Genomic DNA, 20,828 nt, shown 5'->3' on the forward strand with positions numbered 1-20,828 from the left:
CAAGCCGCTTATGAAAAGACCCGAACGACCGTTGCGCCTTGGCACCAGGGGATCGCCGCTTGCGCTGGCTCAGGCCCATATGACCGCGCAGGCGCTGCGCGACGCCCATGGCTGGGATCAGGACGCCATCACCACCGTCATCGTCCAGACCAGCGGCGACCGGATCCAAGACCGGGCGCTGGCGGAAATCGGCGGAAAAGCGCTGTGGACCAAGGAGCTGGACCGGGCGCTGGCAGAGGGCGAGATCGATTGCGCCGTCCACAGCATGAAGGATGTCGAGACGATCCGACCCGATGCGATCCGCATTGCCGCGATGCTGCCGCGCGCCGATGTGCGCGACCGGCTGGTCGGCGCGGAAAATTTTGCCGCGCTGCCGCCGCAGCCGATCGTCGGCACCAGTTCGCCGCGCCGCGCCGCGCAGGTGAAGCGACTGCGCCCCGATGCGCAGATCATCCTGTTCCGCGGCAATGTTGCCACCCGGCTGGCCAAGCTGGAAGCCGGCGAGGCCCATGCGACTTTGCTCGCCGCCGCCGGGCTCGACCGGCTGGGCCAGGCGGACATTGGCGCCACGGTCGAGGTCGACACCATGTTGCCGGCGCCGTCGCAGGGGGCGGTCGGCATCGAGACGCTGGCCGACAATGACGCCATGCGGGGCTGGCTGGCGGCGATCAACCATCGCGACACATTCGATTGCGTGATGGCTGAACGCGCGGTGCTGCGGGGCCTGGGCGGCACATGCCATTCGCCGATCGCCGCCCTCGCGCTGCTGGAGGGCGGACAGATCCACCTGCGCGCCGAGATCATCAGCCCGGAAGGGGACGAGACGGTGCGGGACGAGGCACGGCTGGCGCGCGGCGATTTCGACGCGGCCGAGGCGATCGGCCGGGGCCTGCTGGAACGAGCGAGCCCGGCGCTGCGCAGCCTGTTCGAGGGGTGAGACCGCTCATCATCCTGCGGCCCGCGCCCGGCGCCGGCAGGACGGCGGACAAGGCGATGGCCATGGGGCTGGCGGTGCGGCTGTGTCCGCTGTTCGCGGCCGAGGCGCTGGCCTGGACGCCGCCACCCGCCGGGGATTTCGACGCACTGCTGGTGACGAGCGCGCAGACGGTGCGATTCGGCGGCTTCGCGCTGCAGGCCTATCGCTCCTTGCCGACCTATGCTGTGGGCGCGGCGACGGCCGAGGCGCTGCGGGCGGCGGGTTTTGCTGAGCCGGTCGCCGGGGATGGCGATGCCAGCGCGATCGCTGTGCGGATCGCGGCCGACGGGCACCGCACGCTGCTGCACCTGTCGGGAGAGGCGGTGGCGCCGATGGACGCGGGGCCGCTGCGGGTGACGCGCATTCCGGTCTATCGGATGATGCCCCTGCCCTGCGATCCGCTGGACCTGCGCGGCGGCGTGCTGCTGGTCCATTCTGCGGCGGCCGGCGCCCGGCTGGCGGAGATATTCCCCGAAAATCAGCGCGCAGCGTGCGACGTCGTGGCGATAAGTCCGGCGGCGCTTGCCGCCTGCGGCAGCGGATGGGGCAGCGCGCAGGCCGCCGACGCACCCAATGATGCGGCGGTACTGGCCCTCGCCCGTCGATTGTGCGAATGAAACCGCGGTCGCAAACGAGAGAGACTTGATGAACGAGCAGGAGAGTGTGGAAATTCAGCAGGAAACGCCGCCGCCCGCGCGCCGACGCACATCCTGGCTGACGCCCGTGCTGCTGCTGTTCGCGTTTCTGATCGGCATCGGCGTCACCATCTGGGCGATGCCGCAGATCGAACGGCGCTGGGGCCAGGACGAGACGGCGACGCCCGCCCTGCCCGCGCCGCTGCTGGGCAGCAACGCCATCCCGTCGGGCCGGCCGCTGACGGCGGATGCCGCGCAGATGCTCGACGCCCGCGTGATCCAGCTGGAGGAGCGGCTCAACCGCATCACCGTCGAGGCGCAGGCCGCGTCGGGCAATGCCGCGCGCGCCGAAGGGCTGCTGGTCGCCTTTGCCGCCCGCCGCGCGCTCGATACCGGCGCCCCGCTCGGCTATGTCGAGGGGCAGTTGCGGCTGCGCTTCGGCCAGGCCCAGCCCCGCGCCGTCGCCACCATCATCAATGCCGCGCGCGAGCCGGTGACGCTGGCCGACCTGCGCGCCGGCCTGGTCGATGTCGCCGATCGCGTCACGTCCCCGCCGGCCGATGCCAGCTGGTGGGACAGCTTCGAGCATGAGGCCCGCGAGCTGATCATCATCCGCAAATCCTCCACCCCCTCGCCGCGGCCGCAAATGGCGATGCAGCGGGCGCTGCGCTATATCGACGCCAGCCGCGTCGGCGCGGCGCTGGCCGAGGTAGAGCGCATGCCCGATCGCGCTGCGGCCGATCGCTGGATGCAATATGCCCGCCGCTATCTGGAGGCGCGCCGGGCGCTCGACCTGATCGAGACAGCGGCGATATTGGAGCCGCGCCAGTTGCGCACGACCGAGGGCGCCAGCGTCGCGCAGACATCGCCCCTCGCTCCCTGAGCTTCATTTCCTGAGACATACCGTTCATCGCTTGCGATGAAACCCATGGACGCACCCTGCGTTTGTCACGAGAATGTCACCTTTTCCGCCCGGTTCAGGACAGAGTCTCTCGTGCCACCCTATGCCGATGCCATTGCCAGCTTCTGGAAGGGCCGCCTCGCCAGCGGTCCGCGCGCGTCCGCGCGCCCGTCGCTGTCGCATCTGCTGGGCAATGCGTCGGTGCCGTTCGACATCAACCGGACCAAGGCCCAGGCCGAACAACTGAGCCGCGCGATTCGCGGCGACGGGCGGCATATATTGCTGGTGCCCGGCCTGATGGCGTCGGAACATCGGATGGAGCCGCTGCGCGCGATCCTGAACGCGGCGGGCTATCAGGCGCATGGCTGGGACATGGGCCGCAATTTCGGGCCGCGCGCCGATACGCTGGAGAAGATCGACGCCCGCGTCGATGCGATCCGCCGGACAAGCGGCAAGCCGGTGACGCTGGTCGGCTGGAGCCTGGGCGGCCTTTATGCTCGCGAATATGCCAAGTTCGCTCAGTCCAAGGTCGGCGGCGTGGTGACGATGGGCACGCCCTTTTCCGGCGATCCGCGCGCCAACCATGCCTGGCGCCTCTATCAGCTGGTGTCGGGCTTCCCGGTCGACACGCCACCCTTCCCCTGCACCCGCGAGGAAAAGCCGCCGGTGCCGACCGTGGCGCTCTGGTCGCAGCGCGACGGCGTGATCCTGCCCGAATGCGCCCGAGGCCGCGCCGGCGAGCGTGACCGCGCGATCGAGGTCGATTGCACGCATATGGGCTTCGCCGCCGCGCCGGAGGGGATCTTGGCCGTCGGCAAGGCGCTGGAGATGATGGCCGCCTGAGCGGTCAGTAACGCCGCAGGCCACTCTTCATCAGCGTATCGTGCAGATCGGCATCCTGTTCGGCGTTGAGCAGATGACGGGGGACGAACTGGTAAAGCTGGTCGTTCAGGTAGAAGAGATAACAGCCCCGCGCGACGAACCAGCGATGATAGTCGGTCCACGCATAATGTTGCTCGCCGCCAGTCCTGTGCCAGACGCAGCCGTCATCCGACCAATCGGACCGTATTTCACCATGCTGCGATTTGCTCTGGTGAAAGAGCCGACGCACCCGGCGGGGAAGAAGCAGAAATGTCAGCCCGAGAAATAGCAGGATTCCGGCCACAACGATGAGGGCCATATAGAGACCATCGAACAGTGAATCCCACCATCCTTCACCCAAAAACAGAAACAGGCCAGTCATCAACAATACTGCAACGACAGATATGAACATCAGGCGCCCAAGGAAGCGGCGCGAACGCAACTGGCGGAGATAATTGGCACGGGACGCGGTGACGAAATCCGTCGCAGTCGCATGTAAACTAATCTGCCCGGCCATTGCCTGCCTTTCCTGCTATAACCGCTTCAACGCCTCTTCCTGGCCGATCAGGGGCAGGAGCTGGCCCATGTCGGGGCCGTGGTCCATGCCCGTCAGCGCCCGGCGCAGGGGTTGGAATAGGGTCTTGCCCTTGCGGCCGGTTTCTTCCTTGAGCGCGCCGGTCAGCGTGCGCCAGATGTCGGCGTCGAAGCCGGCCTCGGACAGGATGCGATGGGCGGCGGCGAGGAAATCGCGGTCTTCATCGGCTACCTCCGGCCCGTCGATCGGGCCGGTGACGATCTGCCACCAGTCGGCGGCGCCCGCGACCGTCTCCAGATTGGGGCGGATCGCGGCCCAGGCGGCGGCGTCCATGCCCGCGGGCAGGCGGTCGGCAACCGCTTCATAAGGAAGCGCGTGAACGATCTTCTGGTTGAGGCTGGCCAGTTCGGCTTCATCGAAGCGGGCGGGGGCGCGGCCGAAATGGGCGAAGTCGAACGTCTCGATCAGCGGCGCACGGTCGGCGAAGGGCTCGATCGGCTGCGAGCTGCCGAGGCGGGCGAGCAGCGACGCGATCGCGGCCGGCTCCAGACCGATCTCGCGGAAATGGGCGACGCCGAGCGAGCCGAGACGCTTCGACAGCTTGCCCTCGCTGCCGGTCAGCAGCGCCTCATGCGCGAACTGCGGCAGCGGGGCGCCGAGCGCGCTGAACATCTGGATCTGGGTCGCGGTGTTGGAGACATGATCCTCGCCGCGCAGCACATGGGTGACGCCCATGTCGACATCGTCGATCACCGAGGGGAGCATGTAGAGCCATGAGCCGTCGGCGCGGCGGATCACCGGGTCGGACAGCAATTTGGGGTCGAAGCGCTGCTCGCCACGGATGAGGTCGGTCCAGACGATCGGCTGGTCATGGTCGAGCTTGAAGCGCCAGTGCGGCGTGCGCCCTTCGGCTTCATAAGCGGCGATCTGGTCCGGGGTCAGCGCCAGGGCGGCGCGATCATAGACCGGCGGCAGGCCGCGGCCGAGCAGGATCTTGCGGCGTAGCTCCAGTTCTTGGCTGGTTTCATAGGCGGGGTAGACATGGCCCGAGGCCTTCAGTGCCTCGAATTTTTCCTCATAGAGGGCGAAGCGTTCCGACTGTTTTTCCTCGCTGTCCCAGTCGAGGCCGAGCCAGCGCAGGTCAGCCTTGATCGAGTCCGCATATTCGGGGCGCGAGCGCTCCAGATCGGTGTCGTCGAGGCGCAGCAGGAACTGGCCGCCGGATTTGCGCGCCCACAGCCAGTTGTGGAGCGCGGCGCGGATATTGCCGACATGGAGATGGCCGGTCGGCGACGGGGCGAAGCGGGTGATGACGGTCATATCTTTATTTCCAAACCCGTTCGCCCCGAGCGGACGAAGTGGCTTCGCCATGCTCAACCTGCCCTTCGACTTCGCTCAGGGCGAACGGATGTTACTTATACGCTGCGGAAGGCGTTGGTGATCGGGTAGCGGCGGTCGCGGCCGAAATTGCGGATGCCCAGCTTCACGCCGGGCGGCGACTGGCGGCGCTTATATTCGGCGATGTAGAGCAGGTGCTCGATCCGGGTGACGACCGCCTTGTCGAAGCCGCGCTCGACCAGCTGGGCCACCGACAATTCCTCCTCGACCAGGCCATAGAGGATCGGGTCCAGCACCTCATAGGGGGGCAGGCTGTCCTCATCCTTCTGATTGTCGCGCAGTTCGGCGCTGGGCGGCTTGGTGATGACGCGTTCGGGCATCACCGGGCCGGCCGGGCCAAAGCCTTCGCCGAGCGAGGGCATATTGTCGTTGCGCCAGCGGCAGAGGTCGAACACCGTCGTCTTGTACGCGTCCTTCAGCACCGAATAGCCGCCGGCCATGTCGCCATAGATGGTGGCATAGCCCACCGACATCTCGCTCTTGTTACCGGTGGTCAGCAGCATATGGCCGAACTTGTTGGAGAGCGCCATCAGGGTGAGGCCGCGAATGCGCGACTGGATATTTTCCTCGGTGAGGTCGCGCGCTTTGCCCTCGAACACCGGGGCCAGCATCGTGTCGAAGGCGGCAACCGCCGGCTCGATCGGGATGGTGTCGTAGCGGACGCCGAGCAGGCGGGCGCATTCGACCGCATCGTCCAGGCTTTCCTGGCTGGTGAAGCGCGAGGGCATCATCACGCACCAGACCCGGTCGGCGCCCAGCGCATCGACCGCGACGGCAGCGGACAAAGCGGAATCGATGCCGCCCGACAGGCCGAGGACGACGCCGGGGAAGCGGTTGCGGTTCACATAGTCGCGCAGGCCCAACACCATCGCATTATAGATGTCGGCCGGGCGCGGATCGAGTTCATGACGCTCGCCGGGCAGGCAGACCCACTGGCCGTCCCATTTCTCCCACTGGGTCAGCACCAGCTTTTCCTCCCAGTCGGGCAGTTGCTGCGCGATGGAGAGGTCGCCGTTCATGACGAAGGAGGCGCCGTCGAACACCAGTTCGTCCTGGCCGCCGACGCGGTTGAGATAGACGAGCGGCAGGCCGGTTTCGCGCACGCGGGTGCCGGCGACGACGTTCAGGCGGCGATCATCCTTGTCGACCTCGAACGGGCTGCCATTGGGGCTGATGAGGATTTCCGCGCCCTCGGCCCGCAAATGGGCAGTGACGAAGGGGAACCAGATATCCTCGCAGATAGGCACGCCGATCTTCACGCCGCGAAAATCGATCGGCGCGGGCAGCGGGCCGGGGGCGAACAGGCGCTTTTCGTCGAAGGTGCCGTAATTGGGCAGTTCGCGCTTCTGGCGGATCGCAGTGACGGCGCCATTTTCGATCAGGGCGACGACATTGAACAGCACGCCCTGCGAGGCGACGACGGTGCCGACCAGCATCGCCGGGCCGCCATCGGCGCTTTCCTGCGCCAGCCGGTCGAGATGATAATTGGCTTGGTCGAGCAGCGCGGGCTTGAGCACCAGATCCTCGGGCGGATAGCCGATCAGTTGCAGTTCGGGATAGACGATCAGGTCCGCGCCCTTGGCGCGGGCGCGCCATTCCAGCATGGCGTCGGCATTGGCCCTGGGGTCGCCCATCGTCTGGGTCATCTGGGCGAGCGCGATCACGAGTTTGTCGGTCATACACCGCGCCCTAGAGCATTTTGCCTATTTGCGAAAATGCTCTGTTTTCCGATGCCGCATTTTCGAACCGAACACCCGCTTCGCGCGTGTTCTGAAAATGCGGGGGCCATTTTGTCGCAGGGCGCAAAAGCGCCTTTCCACATGGGACATGCGCCGCTAAAGGGGCCGCGTTTCGCGCATCGTCATCAATTCGTCACGCCAATTAGCCTGGGGATTTTCGCCATGAAACTCATGACCGGCAATTCGAACAAGCCGCTCGCGGCCGCCATCGCCGACTATATCGAAATCCCCCTGACCGAGGCCAGCGTCCGCCGCTTTGCCGACGAAGAAGTTTTCGTGGAAATTCATGAGAATGTCCGCGGCGAAGACGTGTTCGTGATCCAGTCGACGGCCTATCCGACCAACGACAATCTGATGGAATTGCTGATCATGATCGATGCGCTCAAGCGCGCATCGGCCAAGCGAATCACCGCCGTCGTCCCCTATTTCGGCTATGCCCGCCAGGACCGTAAGCCCGGCCCGCGCACGCCGATCAGCGCCAAGCTGGTCGCCAACCTGATCACCACCGCCGGCGCCGACCGCGTCCTGTCGGTCGATCTCCACGCCGGCCAGATCCAGGGCTTCTTCGACATCCCGACAGACAATCTGTTCGGTGCGCCGGTGATGTCGGCCGATATCCAGGCCCGTTTTGGCGACAAGAATATCATGGTCGTATCGCCCGACGTCGGCGGCGTGGTGCGCGCCCGTGCGCTCGCCAAGCGCCTCGACAACGCGCCGCTGGCGATCGTCGACAAGCGCCGCGAGCGCGCCGGCGAGTCGGAAGTGATGAACATCATCGGCGACGTGAAGGGGCGTTTCTGCATCCTGATCGACGATATCGTCGATTCGGCCGGCACTTTGTGCAACGCCGCCGCCGCGCTGAAGGCACAGGGCGCCGAGGAAGTCGTCGCCTATGTCAGCCATGGCGTGCTGTCGGGCGGTGCGGTCGCCCGTGTCGAGGCGTCGGAACTGCTGGAACTGGTCATCACCGACTCGATCCAGGGCACCGATGCGGTGAACGATGCCAAGCGCATCCGCCACCTGCCGATCGCCCCGCTGCTGGGCGAAGCGATCAAGCGCATCGCGGACGAAAGCTCCGTTTCCAGCCTGTTCGACTAAGACGCGCATGCGCGTCCTGCTGGTTGGGGCCTATGGCTTCATCGGCAGCGGGATTGCGCGCGCGCTGATCGCGGCGGGGCATGAGGTCATCGGCCTGGGCCGGTCCGAACGGACCGCCCGCCGCCTCTTCCCCGCCCTGTCCTGGCATTTCGCCGACCTCAACCACATGACCCAGCCGGCCGACTGGGCCACGGCGCTGCACGGCGTCGACGCCGTGGTCAATGCCAGCGGCGCGTTGCAGAGCGGCGGCGGCGAACGGCTGGAGGCGATCCAGGGCGCCAGCATCGCCGCGCTGATCGACGCCTGCGCCGCGCAGGGCATTGCCCGCTTCATCCAAATTTCCGCGCCCGGCGCCACGGCAAAGGACGCCAGCCCCTTCCTGTCGACCAAGGCGGTGGCCGACGATCATCTGCGCGCGTCCGCGCTGCACTGGGCGATCCTGCGCCCCGGTCTGGTGATCGGCCGCAATGCCTATGGCGGCACGTTGCTGATCCGGGCGCTGGCGGCGATGCCGCTGCGGCTGTTCAGCGTCCATGGCGACAGCCGCATCCAGAGCGTCGCGCTGGACGATGTGGCGCAGGCGGTGGTCTGCTGCCTGGCGCCCGACGCGCCGCGCGCAATCGACATCGACCTGGTCGAGCGTGAGGCATCGACGCTGGACGCCATTATCGTCGCCCATCGCCGCTGGCTGGGGATTGCGCCCGTTCCGGTTATCGCCCTGCCCGGCCGGATCGCCACGCCGGTCAGCGCGGTCGCCGACCTGCTTGGCCATCTGGGCTGGCGATCGCCGCTGCGCAGCACCGCCATGGCCATGATCGCGCGCGACGTGACCGGCGCGCCGGAAGGCGGCGAGGCGCTGCTGGGCCGGCCGCTGCTGACGCTGGACCAGATATTGGCGCGCCACCCATCGGGGCTGCAGGATCGCTCGCAGGCGCGGCTGATGCTGCTGATGCCGTGCCTAGTGGCGGCGCTGTCGCTGCTGTTCCTGCTGTCGGGGCTGGTCGGCCTCGCCCGGCTGGACACGGTGGCCGGCGAATTGCAGGGGACGCCGGTCGCAGGAGTCGCCATGGCGCTGAGTATCGCCGGCAGCGTCGCCGACCTACTGCTGGGCGCGGCAATCCTGGTGCGGCGTTGGGCGCAGCGCGCGGTGCTGGGCATGGCGGGACTGACTGCCGCCTATCTGGTCATGGGCAGCTGGGTGCGGCCGGACATGTGGGTCGATCCGCTGGCGCCGCTGGCCAAGGCACTGGTGGTGATGATCGCCGCGCTGATCACCCATATACTGCTGGAGGAACGATGAGCGATGTCCTGATCCTGGCGCTGCGCTGGGCCCATGTGCTGGGCGCCTGCGTACTGATCGGCACCGGGGCGGGCATCGCCTTCTTCATGCTGATGGCACACCGCACCGGCGACGCGCGGGTGATCGCGGCGGTCGCACGGATCGTGGTGATCGCCGACATGCTCTTCACCGCCAGCGCAGTGGTGGTGCAGCCGATTACCGGGCTGGCGCTGGCCCACGGGCTCGGCTGGCCGCTCGACACGCCCTGGCTGCTGCTGTCGGTTGCGCTCTATCTGCTGATCGGCGCCTTCTGGCTGCCGGTGCTGTGGATGCAGGCGCGGATGCGCGACCTGGCGGCAGCCGCCGTCGCCGGCGGTGATTCGCTACCATCCGCCTATCATCGACTTTTCCGCTGGTGGTTCGCCTTCGGCTTTCCCGCCTTTGGCGCGATTCTGGCGATCGTCTGGCTGATGCTGGCGCGCCCGGCGCTTTAATGCGTCGGGAACAGGATGATCGGCAGGGCGAAGACCAGCGCCAGGCCGGACACGATGCGCTGGCCGCGCGATACGCCCAGCGGAAGTTCGCGCCACACCATCGGGCAGGCGAGCAGGGCGAAGACGACGAGGATGTTGGAGATCGCCACCGATCCGCCGATCGGCATGTCCTGCCGCAGCGCGAGGCCCGCGAACAGGCAGATGAAGCTCAAGATCCAGCCAACCAGCGCCATGACGGCCCCCTTTCCCCTGGGAGGCTAGAACGGCACGGTTTCCAAAAGCTTAATCACCGTCTTCGGGGATCGGCTCCCAGGGGTCATAGCTGCCGAAGCTCCAGACATTTCCTTCAGGGTCGAGCGCGGTGTAGCCGCGCCCCGGATAGCCCGGATTGTCATGCGGTTCGTCCACCACCACCGCGCCTTCGTTGCGGGCATGGAGGCAATGGGCATCGACATCGGGCACGACCATATAGATGCAGGCGGTGATGCCGCCGAGGTCGCGGACCGTCGACCAGGTGTAGAGCGATTCGCCCTCCATATCCTTGACGCTGCCCAGCATCACCATGCCCTCGCCCAATATCAGTTGGGCATGATGGATGATGCTGTTGTCGAGATCGTCGGGATAGACGGCATGCCGCTCGAAGCCGAAGGCGGCGCACAGGAAATCGATGGCGGCGGGTGCATCGGCATAGCGCAGGCACGGGATGACGGGAGAACCGGACATCTTTCCTCTCCTCTTCGGTGAATCAGGATGGCTCAGTCTAGCCTAGCGCGCGCCGACCGGCTAGGCGAAGGGGCATGACGACCCGCGATGACCTGGCCCTTGCCAACCGCCTTGCCGACGCCGCCGGCGCCGCCATCCGTCCCTTTTTCCGCGCGCGCTACGATCTGGAGATCAAGGCCGACAAGTCGCCGGTGACGGAGGCCGACCGCGCCGCCGAAGCCGCGATCCGCGCGATCCTGGAAAAGGAACGGCCGAACGACGGCATCATCGGCGAGGAATATGGATCGGTCCGCACCGATGCCGAGCGGGTGTGGATATTGGATCCGATCGACGGCACGCGCAGCTTCATCGCCGGGCGGCCGATCTTCGGCACGTTGATCGCGCTGACGCAGGCCGGCTGGCCGACGATCGGCATCATCGACCAGCCGATCGCGCAGGAACGCTGGGCCGGGATGAGTGGTCAGCCCACCACCTTCAACGGCAAGCCGGTGCGCACCCGCGCCTGCAAGGCGCTGGAAGGCGCCGGCATCGCCACCACTAGCCCGCATCTGTTCGCCGAGGGTGACGTGCCCCATTATATGGCGCTGGTCGGCGCGGTGTCGGGCGGATCGCCGCGCCAGGGGCCGGTCTATGGCGGCGATTGCTATAATTACGGCCTGCTGGCGTCGGGCTTCCTCGACATCGTCATCGAATCCGGGCTGCAAAGCTATGACTTCGCCGCTTTGGTGCCGGTGGTCGAGGGCGCGGGCGGGCTGATGTGCGACTGGAATGGCGAACCGTTGACCGCCGACAGCGAAGGCCATGTGCTGGCGCTGGGCGATCCGGCACGGCTGGAGGATGTGCTGGAAGCGATCCATGGCGCGGGCGATGGGCATGACCATGGGCATCATCACGATCATTGAGGGTGGTGTTGGGTAGTCTGCTAGCAACCAAAATCAGACGGTCCATCATTGTTGAACTGTCAAGAATAGCTGACGTTACAGGTATTGCTCAGCCCCACATTTGGGGCAGCGATCCAGAACGCTGTATCTTTGCCGACTTTTGATCTTTTTGAAGTCGGATAGCGCGATGGCCTCCTCCCGATACAACAAGCTCTTGCAATTAACGCATCGCAATTGAGCAATGTAAGCACCCATGCAAGCCCATGCGATAACCATCAAGGTTGTCGCGATAATCAGGTAATCGGATTCGACACCCCAAATGTAAAGAAATATGATCAAGACGATCGGAGCGAAACTATGCCGTGCAAGCACGAGCGCGCATTCGACGAGAGGGCGATTGTTTTTCAGAACAACGTCTCTTGGACAAGAAAATGACCCACCGCTCTTCTGACGAACAATGCCTAAAAACAAGGCTTTTCGTTCAAAACCAAACCGCCCCCTAATCACCCCTTTTCGTCATTCCCGCGAAAGCGGGAACCCATCTCCAACGGCCTCACCCAAATGGAAGGTGCGGGAGATGGATCCCCGCCTTCGTGGGGATGACGGCGAACGAGACATTCGTCCGCCCCTAATCCCCCGACAACGCATCCCTGACGGCCGCGTCGTAGAGGGCGCGATTGTCTTCGTCGAAGCAGACGAAGAGGATTTGGTCGAAGGCATCGGGGTCGCGGCGCAGCGCTTCCGCCACGGCGCGGGCGGCGACCTTGGCGGCTTGCGCCTTGGGATAGCCATAGACGCCAGTCGAGATCGCCGGGAAGGCGACCCTGCGTAGGCCATGATGGCGGGCGAGCGACAGGCTGTGGCTATAGCAGCTGGCGAGCAGGTCGCGCTCGCCCTGATTGCCGCCCTGCCAGACCGGGCCGACGGTGTGGATGACGTAGCGGGCCGGCAACCGGTAGCCGCGCGTGATCCGCGCCTCCCCGGTCGGGCAGCAGCCAATGCCCCGGCATTCCTCCAGCAAGTCTGGCCCGGCGGCGCGGTGGATCGCGCCATCGACCCCGCCGCCGCCGAGCAGGCTGTTATTGGCGGCGTTGACGATCGCGTCGACCGCGCAACGGGTGATGTCGCCCGTCACCACGTCCCAGCGCGTCGTCCCGACCATCATCGCATCAGTCCCTGATCGGCCCGCCGATCGACCAGACATGGCCGAAGGGATCGGTGAGCTGGCCATAGCGGGCGCCCCAGAACTGGTTGTCGATCGGGAAGCGGATTGCCGCGCCGGCGGCCAGCGCGCGATCCCACCAGCGATCGGCATCGTCCACTTCCAGATGCAGCGTGACCGAGGCCGGCTTTTCCGCCGGGGCGCCGCCGCACATTTCGGGAAAATGATCGTTCAGCATCAGCCCGCCATCATTGACCGTCAGATGGGCGTGCATGATCCGCGTGCCATCCTCTTCCAGATGGCGGCTCTGTTCGGTCGCTCCGAAAGCCGCGCTGTAGAAGGCGATGGCGTCGGCGGCCTTGCCGTCGGCGATGGTCAGATGGGGCGTGACCCCCGGCAGGACGAACGGCGTGTCGCTCATGATCCTCTCCTTCGGTCCGACCCCTGATCGAGTCGGCAGGGCCGCAGGATAGGCCCGACGCATGACCTTCAGAAGATGCCGAGGAACTTCTTGTCCTGCGCCTTCTTCTCGGCCTTGCTGCCCTTGCCGGCCTCATCCTTCGCGGTGGTGCCGCGGCCGACATCGTCGCGCGGCTTGCCGCCACGGGTGCGCTGGGCTGCGGCATCGGCGCCGGCCAGCACCGGGCCGCAGGCCGCTGCCTTGGCATCGCCGACATCGACAAAGGCCAGTGTCGCGGCGATCGGCGTGGCGACGATGCCCAGCGCCGCCGCAGCGCCGCCGCGCGCGATCAGGTCGGGGCTGATGACATTGATCGACGGCCGGGCGAAATAGCCGCCAATGCCGACCGGCGACTGGCCGGAGAAGAGGCTGATCTTCTTGCCGTCGGCGCGGAAGGCGAGGTCGAGACTCTCATTCCTGAACGAGAAGCCGCCCCGGCCGATCATCACATTCTTGCGCGTGTCGATCAGGATCGGGTCGGCCGCCGCCACGCCGTCGCGCACGGTGAAGGCAATGAGGCCGCAATTGATCTGCACCGGATCCTTCAGCTTCTTCTCGAACATCTTGGTGATGAAGGTGCCGACATCGATTTCCGACAGCTGGACATTGCGCGCCCACATGCTGCCCGCCGGCAGGATGACGGCGATGCGGCCATTGGCGGTGGCGAGCGAATCATGGACGGTATCGCCCAGGCCCGTCATCTGCATCCGCGCCTTGACCATGCCGGTGGTGCCCGATTGCTCGACGCCCCAGCGGGCGAGCAGCGTGCCCATCGGCGTCGGCGCCAGGCGGACGTCGTAGGTCGTGCGCACCGGCTGGTTGCGGGCGTTGATCTCTATGTCCGACGCGACATGGCCGCCCGCCATGTCGAAGGTCAGCGGCGAGAGCGTCAGCAGGCTATGGTCGAGCTTCACCGTCATAGCTGCGTTGGCGATCGGCACGTTGGGCGCGCGGATCGTCTTCACGCTGTAGCGGACATTGGCGTCGAAATTGCGGATCGCCTCGATCCGCAGCGGCGCGTCAGGCAGCAGGCGCGGCGTGCCCTGCACGGTGGTTATCGCGCCCGCCCCGCCCTGCACATCCAGCCTTTGCGGATCATAGCCGATGAAGGGGCCGACATCGATGATGTCGAGCCGCTGGGTCGCCAGATCGGCGTCGATCAGCAGGCGATTATTGGGCAGCGACACGGTGAAGCGCCCGGCCAGGTCGGAAGCGCCGAACCGACCCTTCAAATGGGTGAAGCGCCACTCCTCGCCCGCCTTGGTCAGGGCCGAGGTGAAGCGATAATGGCGCGTGCCGGGAATGGCGACGCCCAGGAAATCGAACAAATGGCTGAGATTGGGCCCTTGCGCCACGACGCGCAGGTCGCTGCCCTCCAGCTCGGTCGCGCCGGGCAGCGTGCCGGTCACCTCCAGCACGGTCGCGCCCGCCTGTGCCCGCAGCGCCAGGCTGTTCTTGCCGCCGGTGACGGTGGCGTTGGGCGACAGCAGGCCGCCCTTGAGGGTAAAGGGCTTGCCGCGCATCGTGCCGGTGCCGGACAGGCGCACGTCGCTGGCAAAGCGGGTGTCCTGCGCCTTCACCGTCTCGAAGCCGATATCGGTCGACAGCATCAGCACCGGATCGCGATAGCGCATGGTCGTGCCGGCGAGCAGCGCGCGGCGGACGAGCGGCAGGGTCATCGGCTCGCCCTTGCGATCGGGGTCGCCCAGCGTCCATGTATTATGCTGCCGGTCGCGCGACCATTCGAGGTCGACCGCGGCATTGCGCAGTTCCAGCCAGGGGATGCGATATCTGCTGCCGAAGATCAGGCTCAAGGGCGCGATCCTTGCGTCGATCAGGTCGGCGCGCAGCAGGTCGGGCCGGCTGGCCCAGGGCAGGTTGGCGACGCGCATCCCCTCCGCCCGGAACTTGATCGCGATCGGCGCGAAATAGAGCTGGAAGTCGCCGCCGACCTGCACCTGCCGCGCCAGCCGGGCGGACAGGATGCGCTCGAACGGCCCTTTCAGGAACCGCCCCTTGGTGACGAAGAGTATCAGCCACAGGGCAAGGATGATGCCGACGATCCATAGCAGGATGCGGGCCGGCAGCGGCAGACGGCGCCAGCGATCGCGCGCACGGCGCAGATGGACAGCCGCGCCGCCCGGTTGGGCGGTTAAGGGCGCGTCATGCGGCACAGGTTCGACATCGGCCATGGCGGGGTCAACGCGGGCATGCCGCCTTTGGGTCCGAATCGCTTGCTTTTGCGGGCGCGGCCGACTATGGGCCGCCCTTCGCGATATTCAGTGAGACCGCCCGGCTAACTAGGGCTGCCGTGGCTGTCTGTAATCGTCGCGCCAAACAAGGAGACGAAAATGCCCAAGCTCAAGACCAAGAGCGGTGTGAAGAAGCGCTTCAAGTTCACCGCTTCCGGCAAGGTCAAGCACGGCGTCGCTGGCAAGCGTCACCGCCTGATCTCGCACAACGCCAAGTATATTCGCCAGAACCGTGGCACTTCCGTGCTGTCCGATGCCGACGTGGCTCACGTCCGCCTCTGGGCACCCTACGGCCTGAAGTAAGGAGTAGAGGACAATGGCACGCGTAAAACGTGGTGTAACCACCAAGGCGAAGCATAAGAGGATTTTGGTTCAGGCGAAGGGCTATTATGGCCGTCGCAAGAACACGATCCGCGTCGCTCGCCAGGCTGTCGAAAAGGCCGGCCAGTACGCTTATCGCGACCGCAAGGTCAAGAAGCGCACCTTCCGTGGCCTGTGGATTCAGCGCATCAACGCGGGTGTCCGCGCTGAAGGCCTGACCTATTCGCAGTTCATGCACGGTCTGAAGCTGGCCGGCGTCGAGCTGGACCGCAAGGTCCTGGCCGACATCGCGATGCACGAAGGCGAGGCGTTCAGCGCCATCATCGCCCAGGCCAAGGCTGCGCTGCCCGCAGCCTGAAGCTGATCGATCGTAAAGATCGTCAAAGGGGCGCCGGGGCAGATGCCTTCGGCGCCCTTTTTGTTTTTTTCCATCCCCTTCCGTTCGCTTCGAGCGAAGTCGAGAAGTCGATAGGATGGCGCTGCCGTTTCTCGACATGCTCGAAACGAACGGCGGTGGTGCGCGAGGAAACAGGAGGAAGTGATCCCATGTCGCTGCATCTCTGGTGGTTGTACGTCACGGCAGTCTTCCTGATCTCGGCCACGCCCGGCCCCAACATGCTGCATGTGATGACGCAGAGCATCGCCCATGGGCCGCGCAAGGCGCTGGTGACGATGGCGGGGCTGATGAGCGCCGTGCTGCTGTGCCTGATCGCGTCGGCGCTGGGCCTTGGCGCGCTACTGAAAGCCTCGCCGCGCCTGTTCGACATATTGCGCTATGCCGGCGTCGCCTATCTCATCTGGCTGGGGATCAAGGCCTGGCGCGCGCCGGTCGGCAATGCGGACGGCGGCGATGCCGGCCCGGTCCGCTCCGCCCGCGCGCTGTATGCGACCGGCCTGCTGACCGGCCTGTCGAACCCCAAGCTCATCATCTTCGCGGCCGCGCTCTTCCCCCAGTTCATCGACCTGGCCCGCCCCTTCTGGCTGCAGCTCGCGATCCTGATCGTCAGCTTCGTGGTGATCGAAAGCTTCTGGTATTCGGTCTATGCGCTGGGCGGCCTGCGCCTCGCCCGCTGGCTGGCGCCCGCCAACCGGCAGAAGCTGTTCAACCGCGGCACCGGCCTGATGTTCATCGGCTTCGGCGGCGCGCTGCTGGGGGCTAGAGCTTAAAGCTAAGTCATTCCCGCGAAAGCGGGAATCCATCTCCAGGCGGGGCCGATGCAACGCGAGCTCGATCCGACAGTCTACATATTGGCGAGCCATAAAAATGGCACACTCTACGTCGGTGTCACATCAAACCTCGTGCAACGCCTGTATCAGCACCGTTCTGGCTTGATCGAAGGCTTCACCAGCGACTACGGGGTCAAGCGACTGGTCTGGTTCGAATGCGGCGCATCCATGGAGGAAGCAATCCGGCGCGAGAAGCAGATCAAGAAGTGGAACAGGCAATGGAAGATCGACCTGATCGAACGGAGCAATCCCGATTGGCGCGATCTGGCTATCGATTTGGGCTTTGAGCCATTGGACAGTCGGCGCATCGATTGAGCGTCAGGATGATTGGTTAGCGCGGGAGATGGATTCCCGCCTTCGCGGGAATGACGAATGATATGACCGAAATTAGCGCACTGAAAGCCGGCCTGATCGCCGACATCGAGGCTGCCGACACGCTGGACGCGCTGGAAGGGCTGCGCGTGGGCGCGCTGGGCAAGAATGGGGTCGTCACCGGCCTGCTCAAGACGCTGGGCGGCATGTCGCCCGAGGAGCGTCTGGAGGAAGGCCCGCCGATCCAGGATCTGCGCGAAAGCGTGACCGTCGCGATCGCCGACCGGAAAGCCGCGCTGGAGCAGGCCGCGCTCGACGCCCGCCTCGCCTCGGAAAAGGTCGACATGACCCTGCCCGCCGATCTGGGGCCGCAGGGCAGCGTCCATGCCGTCAGCCAGGTGATGGACGAACTGGCGGAAATCTTCGCCGATCTCGGCTTCTCGGTCGCGACCGGTCCGGAGATCGAGGACGATTGGCATAATTTCACCGCGCTCAACATCCCCGAGACGCACCCGGCACGCGCGATGCACGACACCTTCTACTTCCCGGACGAGGAAGGACAGAAGAAGATGCTGCTGCGCACCCATACCTCGCCGGTGCAGATCCGCACCATGATGACGCAGGAACCGCCGATCCGCATCATCGCGCCCGGCCGCGTCTATCGCAGCGACTCAGATGCGACCCACACGCCGATGTTCCACCAGATCGAGGGTCTGGTTATCGACAAGGGCATCACCTTGGGCCACCTCAAATGGACGCTGGAAACCTTCCTCAAGGCCTTTTTCGAGCGCGAGGATATCGTCCTGCGCCTGCGCCCGAGCTATTTCCCCTTCACCGAACCCTCGGTGGAGGTCGATGTCGGCTACACGCTGACCAATGGCCAGCGCGTGATCGGCGGCGACGGCGATGCGCCGGGCGGCGGCTGGCTGGAAGTGCTGGGCAGCGGCATGGTCAACCGCCGCGTGATCGAGGCCTGCGGGCTTGATCCCGACGAATGGCAGGGCTTTGCCTTCGGCACCGGCGTCGATCGTCTCGCCATGCTGAAATATGGCATGAACGACCTGCGCGCCTTCTTCGATGGCGATCTGCGCTGGCTGAAACATTATGGATTCTCGGCACTCGACGTGCCCACGCTGTCGGGAGGAGTCGGCGCATGAAGTTCACCCTGAGCTGGCTCAAGACGCACCTCAAGACCGATGCCGATCTGGCCACCATTCTCAAGACGCTGAACGCCATCGGGCTGGAAGTCGAGGATGTGGAAAACCCGGCGGAGAAGCTGGGCGCGTTCAAGATCGCCAAGATCCTGACCGCCGAACGTCACCCGCAGGCCGACAAGCTGCAGGTGCTGAGCGTCGACCATGGCGACGGCAACCCGCTGCAGGTCGTGTGCGGCGCGCCCAATGCCCGCGCCGGCCTGATCGGCGTGTTCGGGGTCGAGGGCGCAGTGGTGCCGGTCAACGGCATGGTGCTCAAGAAGACCGCCATTCGCGGCGTCGAATCCAACGGCATGATGTGCTCCACCCGCGAACTGGAGCTGGGCGACGATCATGACGGCATCATCGAACTGGCCGCCGACGCGCCGGTCGGTGAGGTCTATGCCAATTGGGCCGGCCTCAACGATCCGGTCATCGACGTGTCGATCACGCCGAACCGTCAGGACTGCATGGGCGTGCGCGGCATCGCCCGCGATCTGGCGGCGGCGGGCCTGGGTACGCTGAACGCCATCATCGTGCCGGAGATTGCCGGCGTGGGTCCGGGACCGGACGTGCGCACCGACGATGTCGACGGCTGCCCCGCCTTCTTCGCCCGCTCGGTCAAGGGCGTGACCAACGGCGCCTCGCCCGAATGGATGGCGCGTCGGCTCAAGGCGATCGGCCAGAAGCCGATCAGCGCGCTGGTGGACATCACCAACTACATCATGATCGACCTCGGCCGGCCGCTGCATGTCTATGACATGGCGACGCTCAAGGGCGGTCTGGTTGCGCGCAAGGGCAAGGCCGGCGAGGAAGTGCTGGCCCTGAACGGCAAGACCTATGCGATTGACGAGACGATGACCGTCATCGCCGACGACGCGGCCGTGCACGATATTGGCGGCATCATGGGCGGCGAGCATTCGGGGGCGCAGGACGGCACCACCGATGTGCTGATCGAATGCGCCTATTTCACGCCCGAGCGGATCGCGGTGACCGGCCAGAAGCTGGCGCTGACCTCAGATGCGCGCGGCCGGTTCGAGCGTGGCGTCGATCCCGCCTTCCTGGACGATGGCCTGTCGATCGCCACCAGCCTGGTCATGACCCTGTGCGGCGGCACCGCGTCGGAAGCGACCCGCGCCGGCACTCCGCCCGCCACGCCCAAGACGGTCGCCTATGCGCCCGCCCAGTGCCTGGCGCTGGCCGGCGTCGATGTGCCGCATGACGTGCAGAAGCGCATTCTGGAGAGCTTGGGCTTCAGCGTCAGCGGCGACGCCGGCGGCATCGAATATCAGGATGGCGTGCCGGTCAGCGTGCCGGGCCACTGGACGATCAGCGTGCCGACCTGGCGCCGCGACGTCGATGGCTGGCCCGACATTGTCGAGGAAGTGGTGCGCATCGTTGGTCTGGACCATGTGCCGTCCACCCCATTGCCGCGCGTGCCGGGCGTCGCCCGCCCGACCGCCACGGCCGAGCAGCTGGTCGAGCGCCGCGTGCGCCGCACCGCCGCCGCCCGCGGCCTCGCTGAAGCGATCAACTGGTCCTTCATTTCCGAGAAGGAAGCCGCGAGCGTTGGCGGTGGCGACTGGACGCTGGCCAATCCGATCTCCGAAGACCTGAAGGTCATGCGGCCCTCGCTGTTGCCCGGCCTGCTGTCGGCGACCAAGCGCAATGTCGATCGCAGCGCGACGTCGATCCGGCTGTTCGAACTCGGCCGGCGCTATTTCAAGCAGGGCGAGCGCGCCACGGTCGGCTTCGTGCTGGCTGGCGAGAAGACCGCGCGCAGTTGGCAGAGCGGCAAGGCCCAGCCCTTCGACGCGTTCGATGCCAAGGGTGAAGTGATCGCGCTGCTGGCGGCCGCCGGTGCGCCGGTCGGCAATCTGCAGAGCATGGGTGAGGCATCGGCGGCCTATCATCCCGGCCAGTCGGGCACGCTGCGCCTTGGCCCCAAGGTGGTGCTGGCCGAATATGGCGTGCTGCACCCGAGCCTGGCCAAGCAGTTCGGCCTGTCGGGCACGGTGGTCGCAGGCGAGATCTTCCTCGATGCGATTCCGGCCAAGCGCAAGAGCGGCTTCATGCGCGCGCCTTACGCGCCGCCGGCCTTGCAGGCGGTGAAGCGCGACTTCGCTTTCCTTGTGCCCGAAGCGGTCGAGGCCGATGCGCTGGTGCGCGCGGTCAAGGGCGCGGACAAGAAGGCGATCGTCGACGCGCGCCTGTTCGACGTCTTCACCGGCCCCGGCGTGGATGAAGGCCACAAGTCGCTGGCGGTGGAGATCACGCTGCAGCCGGGCGAAAAGAGCTTCGCCCAGGAAGAGCTGGACGCGATCAGCGCCGCCGTGGTCAAGGCCGCCCAGAAGCTGGGCGCGAGCCTGCGCGGCTAAGAC

General features: G+C 66.1%; 22 protein-coding genes. 14 read left to right on the forward strand and 8 right to left on the reverse strand.

The features are described 5' to 3' along the window. Positions 1 to 10 precede the first annotated feature (10 nt). The 4 genes from hemC (at position 11) to JQK15_RS12725 (ending at position 3,355) form a co-directional block, all read left to right on the forward strand. Entirely contained in the window at positions 11 to 937 is a 927-nt protein-coding gene (hemC, locus tag JQK15_RS12710; protein ID WP_125988614.1) for a hydroxymethylbilane synthase, read from the forward strand. Continuing rightward, entirely contained in the window at positions 934 to 1,593 is a 660-nt protein-coding gene (locus tag JQK15_RS12715) for a uroporphyrinogen-III synthase (RefSeq protein WP_214865900.1), read from the forward strand. Before hemC ends, JQK15_RS12715 begins: the two co-directional genes overlap by 4 nt. 28 nt (positions 1,594 to 1,621) lie before the next feature. Then, positions 1,622 to 2,494, forward strand: a complete 873-nt coding sequence (locus JQK15_RS12720) for a hypothetical protein (RefSeq protein WP_037510104.1) — start codon at positions 1,622 to 1,624, stop codon at positions 2,492 to 2,494. Between the two features lie 111 nt (positions 2,495 to 2,605). Next, the gene (locus tag JQK15_RS12725) at positions 2,606 to 3,355 is read left to right on the forward strand and encodes an esterase/lipase family protein (protein WP_214865902.1); all 750 of its coding nucleotides are present in this window, start codon (positions 2,606 to 2,608) and stop codon (positions 3,353 to 3,355) included. Between the two features lie 4 nt (positions 3,356 to 3,359). On the opposite strand, the gene JQK15_RS12730 is transcribed toward JQK15_RS12725, so the two are convergent. The 3 genes from JQK15_RS12730 to JQK15_RS12740 form a co-directional block, all read right to left on the reverse strand. After that, entirely contained in the window at positions 3,360 to 3,890 is a 531-nt protein-coding gene (locus JQK15_RS12730) for a YcxB family protein (protein WP_214865905.1), read from the reverse strand. 15 nt (positions 3,891 to 3,905) lie between these two features. After that, the gene (gltX, locus tag JQK15_RS12735; RefSeq protein WP_214865906.1) at positions 3,906 to 5,228 is read right to left on the reverse strand and encodes a glutamate--tRNA ligase; all 1,323 of its coding nucleotides are present in this window, start codon (positions 5,226 to 5,228) and stop codon (positions 3,906 to 3,908) included. 95 nt (positions 5,229 to 5,323) lie between these two features. Further along, positions 5,324 to 6,985 carry an NAD+ synthase gene (locus tag JQK15_RS12740; protein WP_214865908.1) on the reverse strand — a complete coding sequence of 554 codons (1,662 nt, stop codon included), beginning with the start codon at positions 6,983 to 6,985 and terminating at the stop codon, positions 5,324 to 5,326. A 222-nt stretch (positions 6,986 to 7,207) separates the two neighbouring features. Between JQK15_RS12740 and JQK15_RS12745 the strand changes: the two genes are divergently transcribed. The 3 genes from JQK15_RS12745 to JQK15_RS12755 are packed head-to-tail and all read left to right on the forward strand — an operon-like array spanning position 7,208 to position 9,916. After that, positions 7,208 to 8,143 (forward strand): ribose-phosphate pyrophosphokinase, encoded by a 936-nt coding sequence (locus JQK15_RS12745; protein WP_010338670.1) that lies wholly within the window; start codon positions 7,208 to 7,210, stop codon positions 8,141 to 8,143. Between the two features lie 7 nt (positions 8,144 to 8,150). Continuing rightward, positions 8,151 to 9,443, forward strand: a complete 1,293-nt coding sequence (locus JQK15_RS12750) for an SDR family oxidoreductase (protein WP_048938147.1) — start codon at positions 8,151 to 8,153, stop codon at positions 9,441 to 9,443. Continuing rightward, positions 9,440 to 9,916 carry a DUF2269 family protein gene (locus tag JQK15_RS12755; protein WP_048938148.1) on the forward strand — a complete coding sequence of 159 codons (477 nt, stop codon included), beginning with the start codon at positions 9,440 to 9,442 and terminating at the stop codon, positions 9,914 to 9,916. The genes JQK15_RS12750 and JQK15_RS12755 overlap by 4 nt, the downstream gene beginning before the upstream one ends. Here the strand turns inward: JQK15_RS12755 and JQK15_RS12760 are convergent. Both JQK15_RS12760 and JQK15_RS12765 read right to left on the reverse strand, forming a co-directional pair. Then, a complete protein-coding gene (locus tag JQK15_RS12760) occupies positions 9,913 to 10,149 on the reverse strand; it encodes a hypothetical protein (protein ID WP_037509997.1) in 237 nt (78 codons plus the stop codon). The genes JQK15_RS12755 and JQK15_RS12760 overlap by 4 nt on opposite strands. Positions 10,150 to 10,198: 49 nt before the next feature. Beyond that, positions 10,199 to 10,639, reverse strand: a complete 441-nt coding sequence (locus tag JQK15_RS12765) for a VOC family protein (protein ID WP_214865910.1) — start codon at positions 10,637 to 10,639, stop codon at positions 10,199 to 10,201. 74 nt (positions 10,640 to 10,713) lie between these two features. On the opposite strand from JQK15_RS12765, the gene JQK15_RS12770 reads away from it, so the two are divergent. Beyond that, complete coding sequence (locus tag JQK15_RS12770) at positions 10,714 to 11,541, forward strand: inositol monophosphatase family protein (protein WP_037522084.1); 828 nt, start codon at positions 10,714 to 10,716, stop codon at positions 11,539 to 11,541. Positions 11,542 to 12,148: 607 nt separating this feature from the next. Here the strand turns inward: JQK15_RS12770 and JQK15_RS12775 are convergent. The 3 genes from JQK15_RS12775 to JQK15_RS12785 form a co-directional block, all read right to left on the reverse strand. Continuing rightward, positions 12,149 to 12,685 carry an O-acetyl-ADP-ribose deacetylase gene (locus JQK15_RS12775; protein WP_214865912.1) on the reverse strand — a complete coding sequence of 179 codons (537 nt, stop codon included), beginning with the start codon at positions 12,683 to 12,685 and terminating at the stop codon, positions 12,149 to 12,151. A 4-nt stretch (positions 12,686 to 12,689) separates the two neighbouring features. Then, positions 12,690 to 13,103 (reverse strand): VOC family protein, encoded by a 414-nt coding sequence (locus JQK15_RS12780; protein WP_214865914.1) that lies wholly within the window; start codon positions 13,101 to 13,103, stop codon positions 12,690 to 12,692. Between the two features lie 68 nt (positions 13,104 to 13,171). After that, on the reverse strand, positions 13,172 to 15,334 hold the full coding sequence (locus tag JQK15_RS12785) for an AsmA family protein (RefSeq protein WP_214865916.1): 2,163 nt from the start codon (positions 15,332 to 15,334) through the stop codon (positions 13,172 to 13,174). A gap of 159 nt (positions 15,335 to 15,493) precedes the next feature. Between JQK15_RS12785 and rpmI the strand changes: the two genes are divergently transcribed. The 6 genes from rpmI (at position 15,494) to pheT (ending at position 20,825) form a co-directional block, all read left to right on the forward strand. Then, on the forward strand, positions 15,494 to 15,697 hold the full coding sequence (rpmI, locus tag JQK15_RS12790) for a 50S ribosomal protein L35 (protein ID WP_004208916.1): 204 nt from the start codon (positions 15,494 to 15,496) through the stop codon (positions 15,695 to 15,697). 13 nt (positions 15,698 to 15,710) lie between these two features. Further along, positions 15,711 to 16,073 carry a 50S ribosomal protein L20 gene (gene rplT, locus JQK15_RS12795; RefSeq protein WP_004208917.1) on the forward strand — a complete coding sequence of 121 codons (363 nt, stop codon included), beginning with the start codon at positions 15,711 to 15,713 and terminating at the stop codon, positions 16,071 to 16,073. A gap of 188 nt (positions 16,074 to 16,261) precedes the next feature. Beyond that, a complete protein-coding gene (locus tag JQK15_RS12800) occupies positions 16,262 to 16,882 on the forward strand; it encodes a LysE family translocator (RefSeq protein WP_048938155.1) in 621 nt (206 codons plus the stop codon). A 48-nt stretch (positions 16,883 to 16,930) separates the two neighbouring features. Beyond that, on the forward strand, positions 16,931 to 17,257 hold the full coding sequence (locus JQK15_RS12805) for a GIY-YIG nuclease family protein (RefSeq protein WP_097384759.1): 327 nt from the start codon (positions 16,931 to 16,933) through the stop codon (positions 17,255 to 17,257). Positions 17,258 to 17,319: 62 nt separating this feature from the next. Continuing rightward, positions 17,320 to 18,411 (forward strand): phenylalanine--tRNA ligase subunit alpha, encoded by a 1,092-nt coding sequence (gene pheS / locus JQK15_RS12810; protein ID WP_214865918.1) that lies wholly within the window; start codon positions 17,320 to 17,322, stop codon positions 18,409 to 18,411. Continuing rightward, complete coding sequence (gene pheT, locus JQK15_RS12815; RefSeq protein ID WP_214865920.1) at positions 18,408 to 20,825, forward strand: phenylalanine--tRNA ligase subunit beta; 2,418 nt, start codon at positions 18,408 to 18,410, stop codon at positions 20,823 to 20,825. The genes pheS and pheT overlap by 4 nt, the downstream gene beginning before the upstream one ends. Positions 20,826 to 20,828: the final 3 nt, after the last annotated feature.

Origin of the sequence: Sphingobium sp. BHU LFT2 (assembly GCF_018604485.1) — a bacterium.
Lineage (GTDB): Bacteria > Pseudomonadota > Alphaproteobacteria > Sphingomonadales > Sphingomonadaceae > Sphingobium > Sphingobium yanoikuyae_A.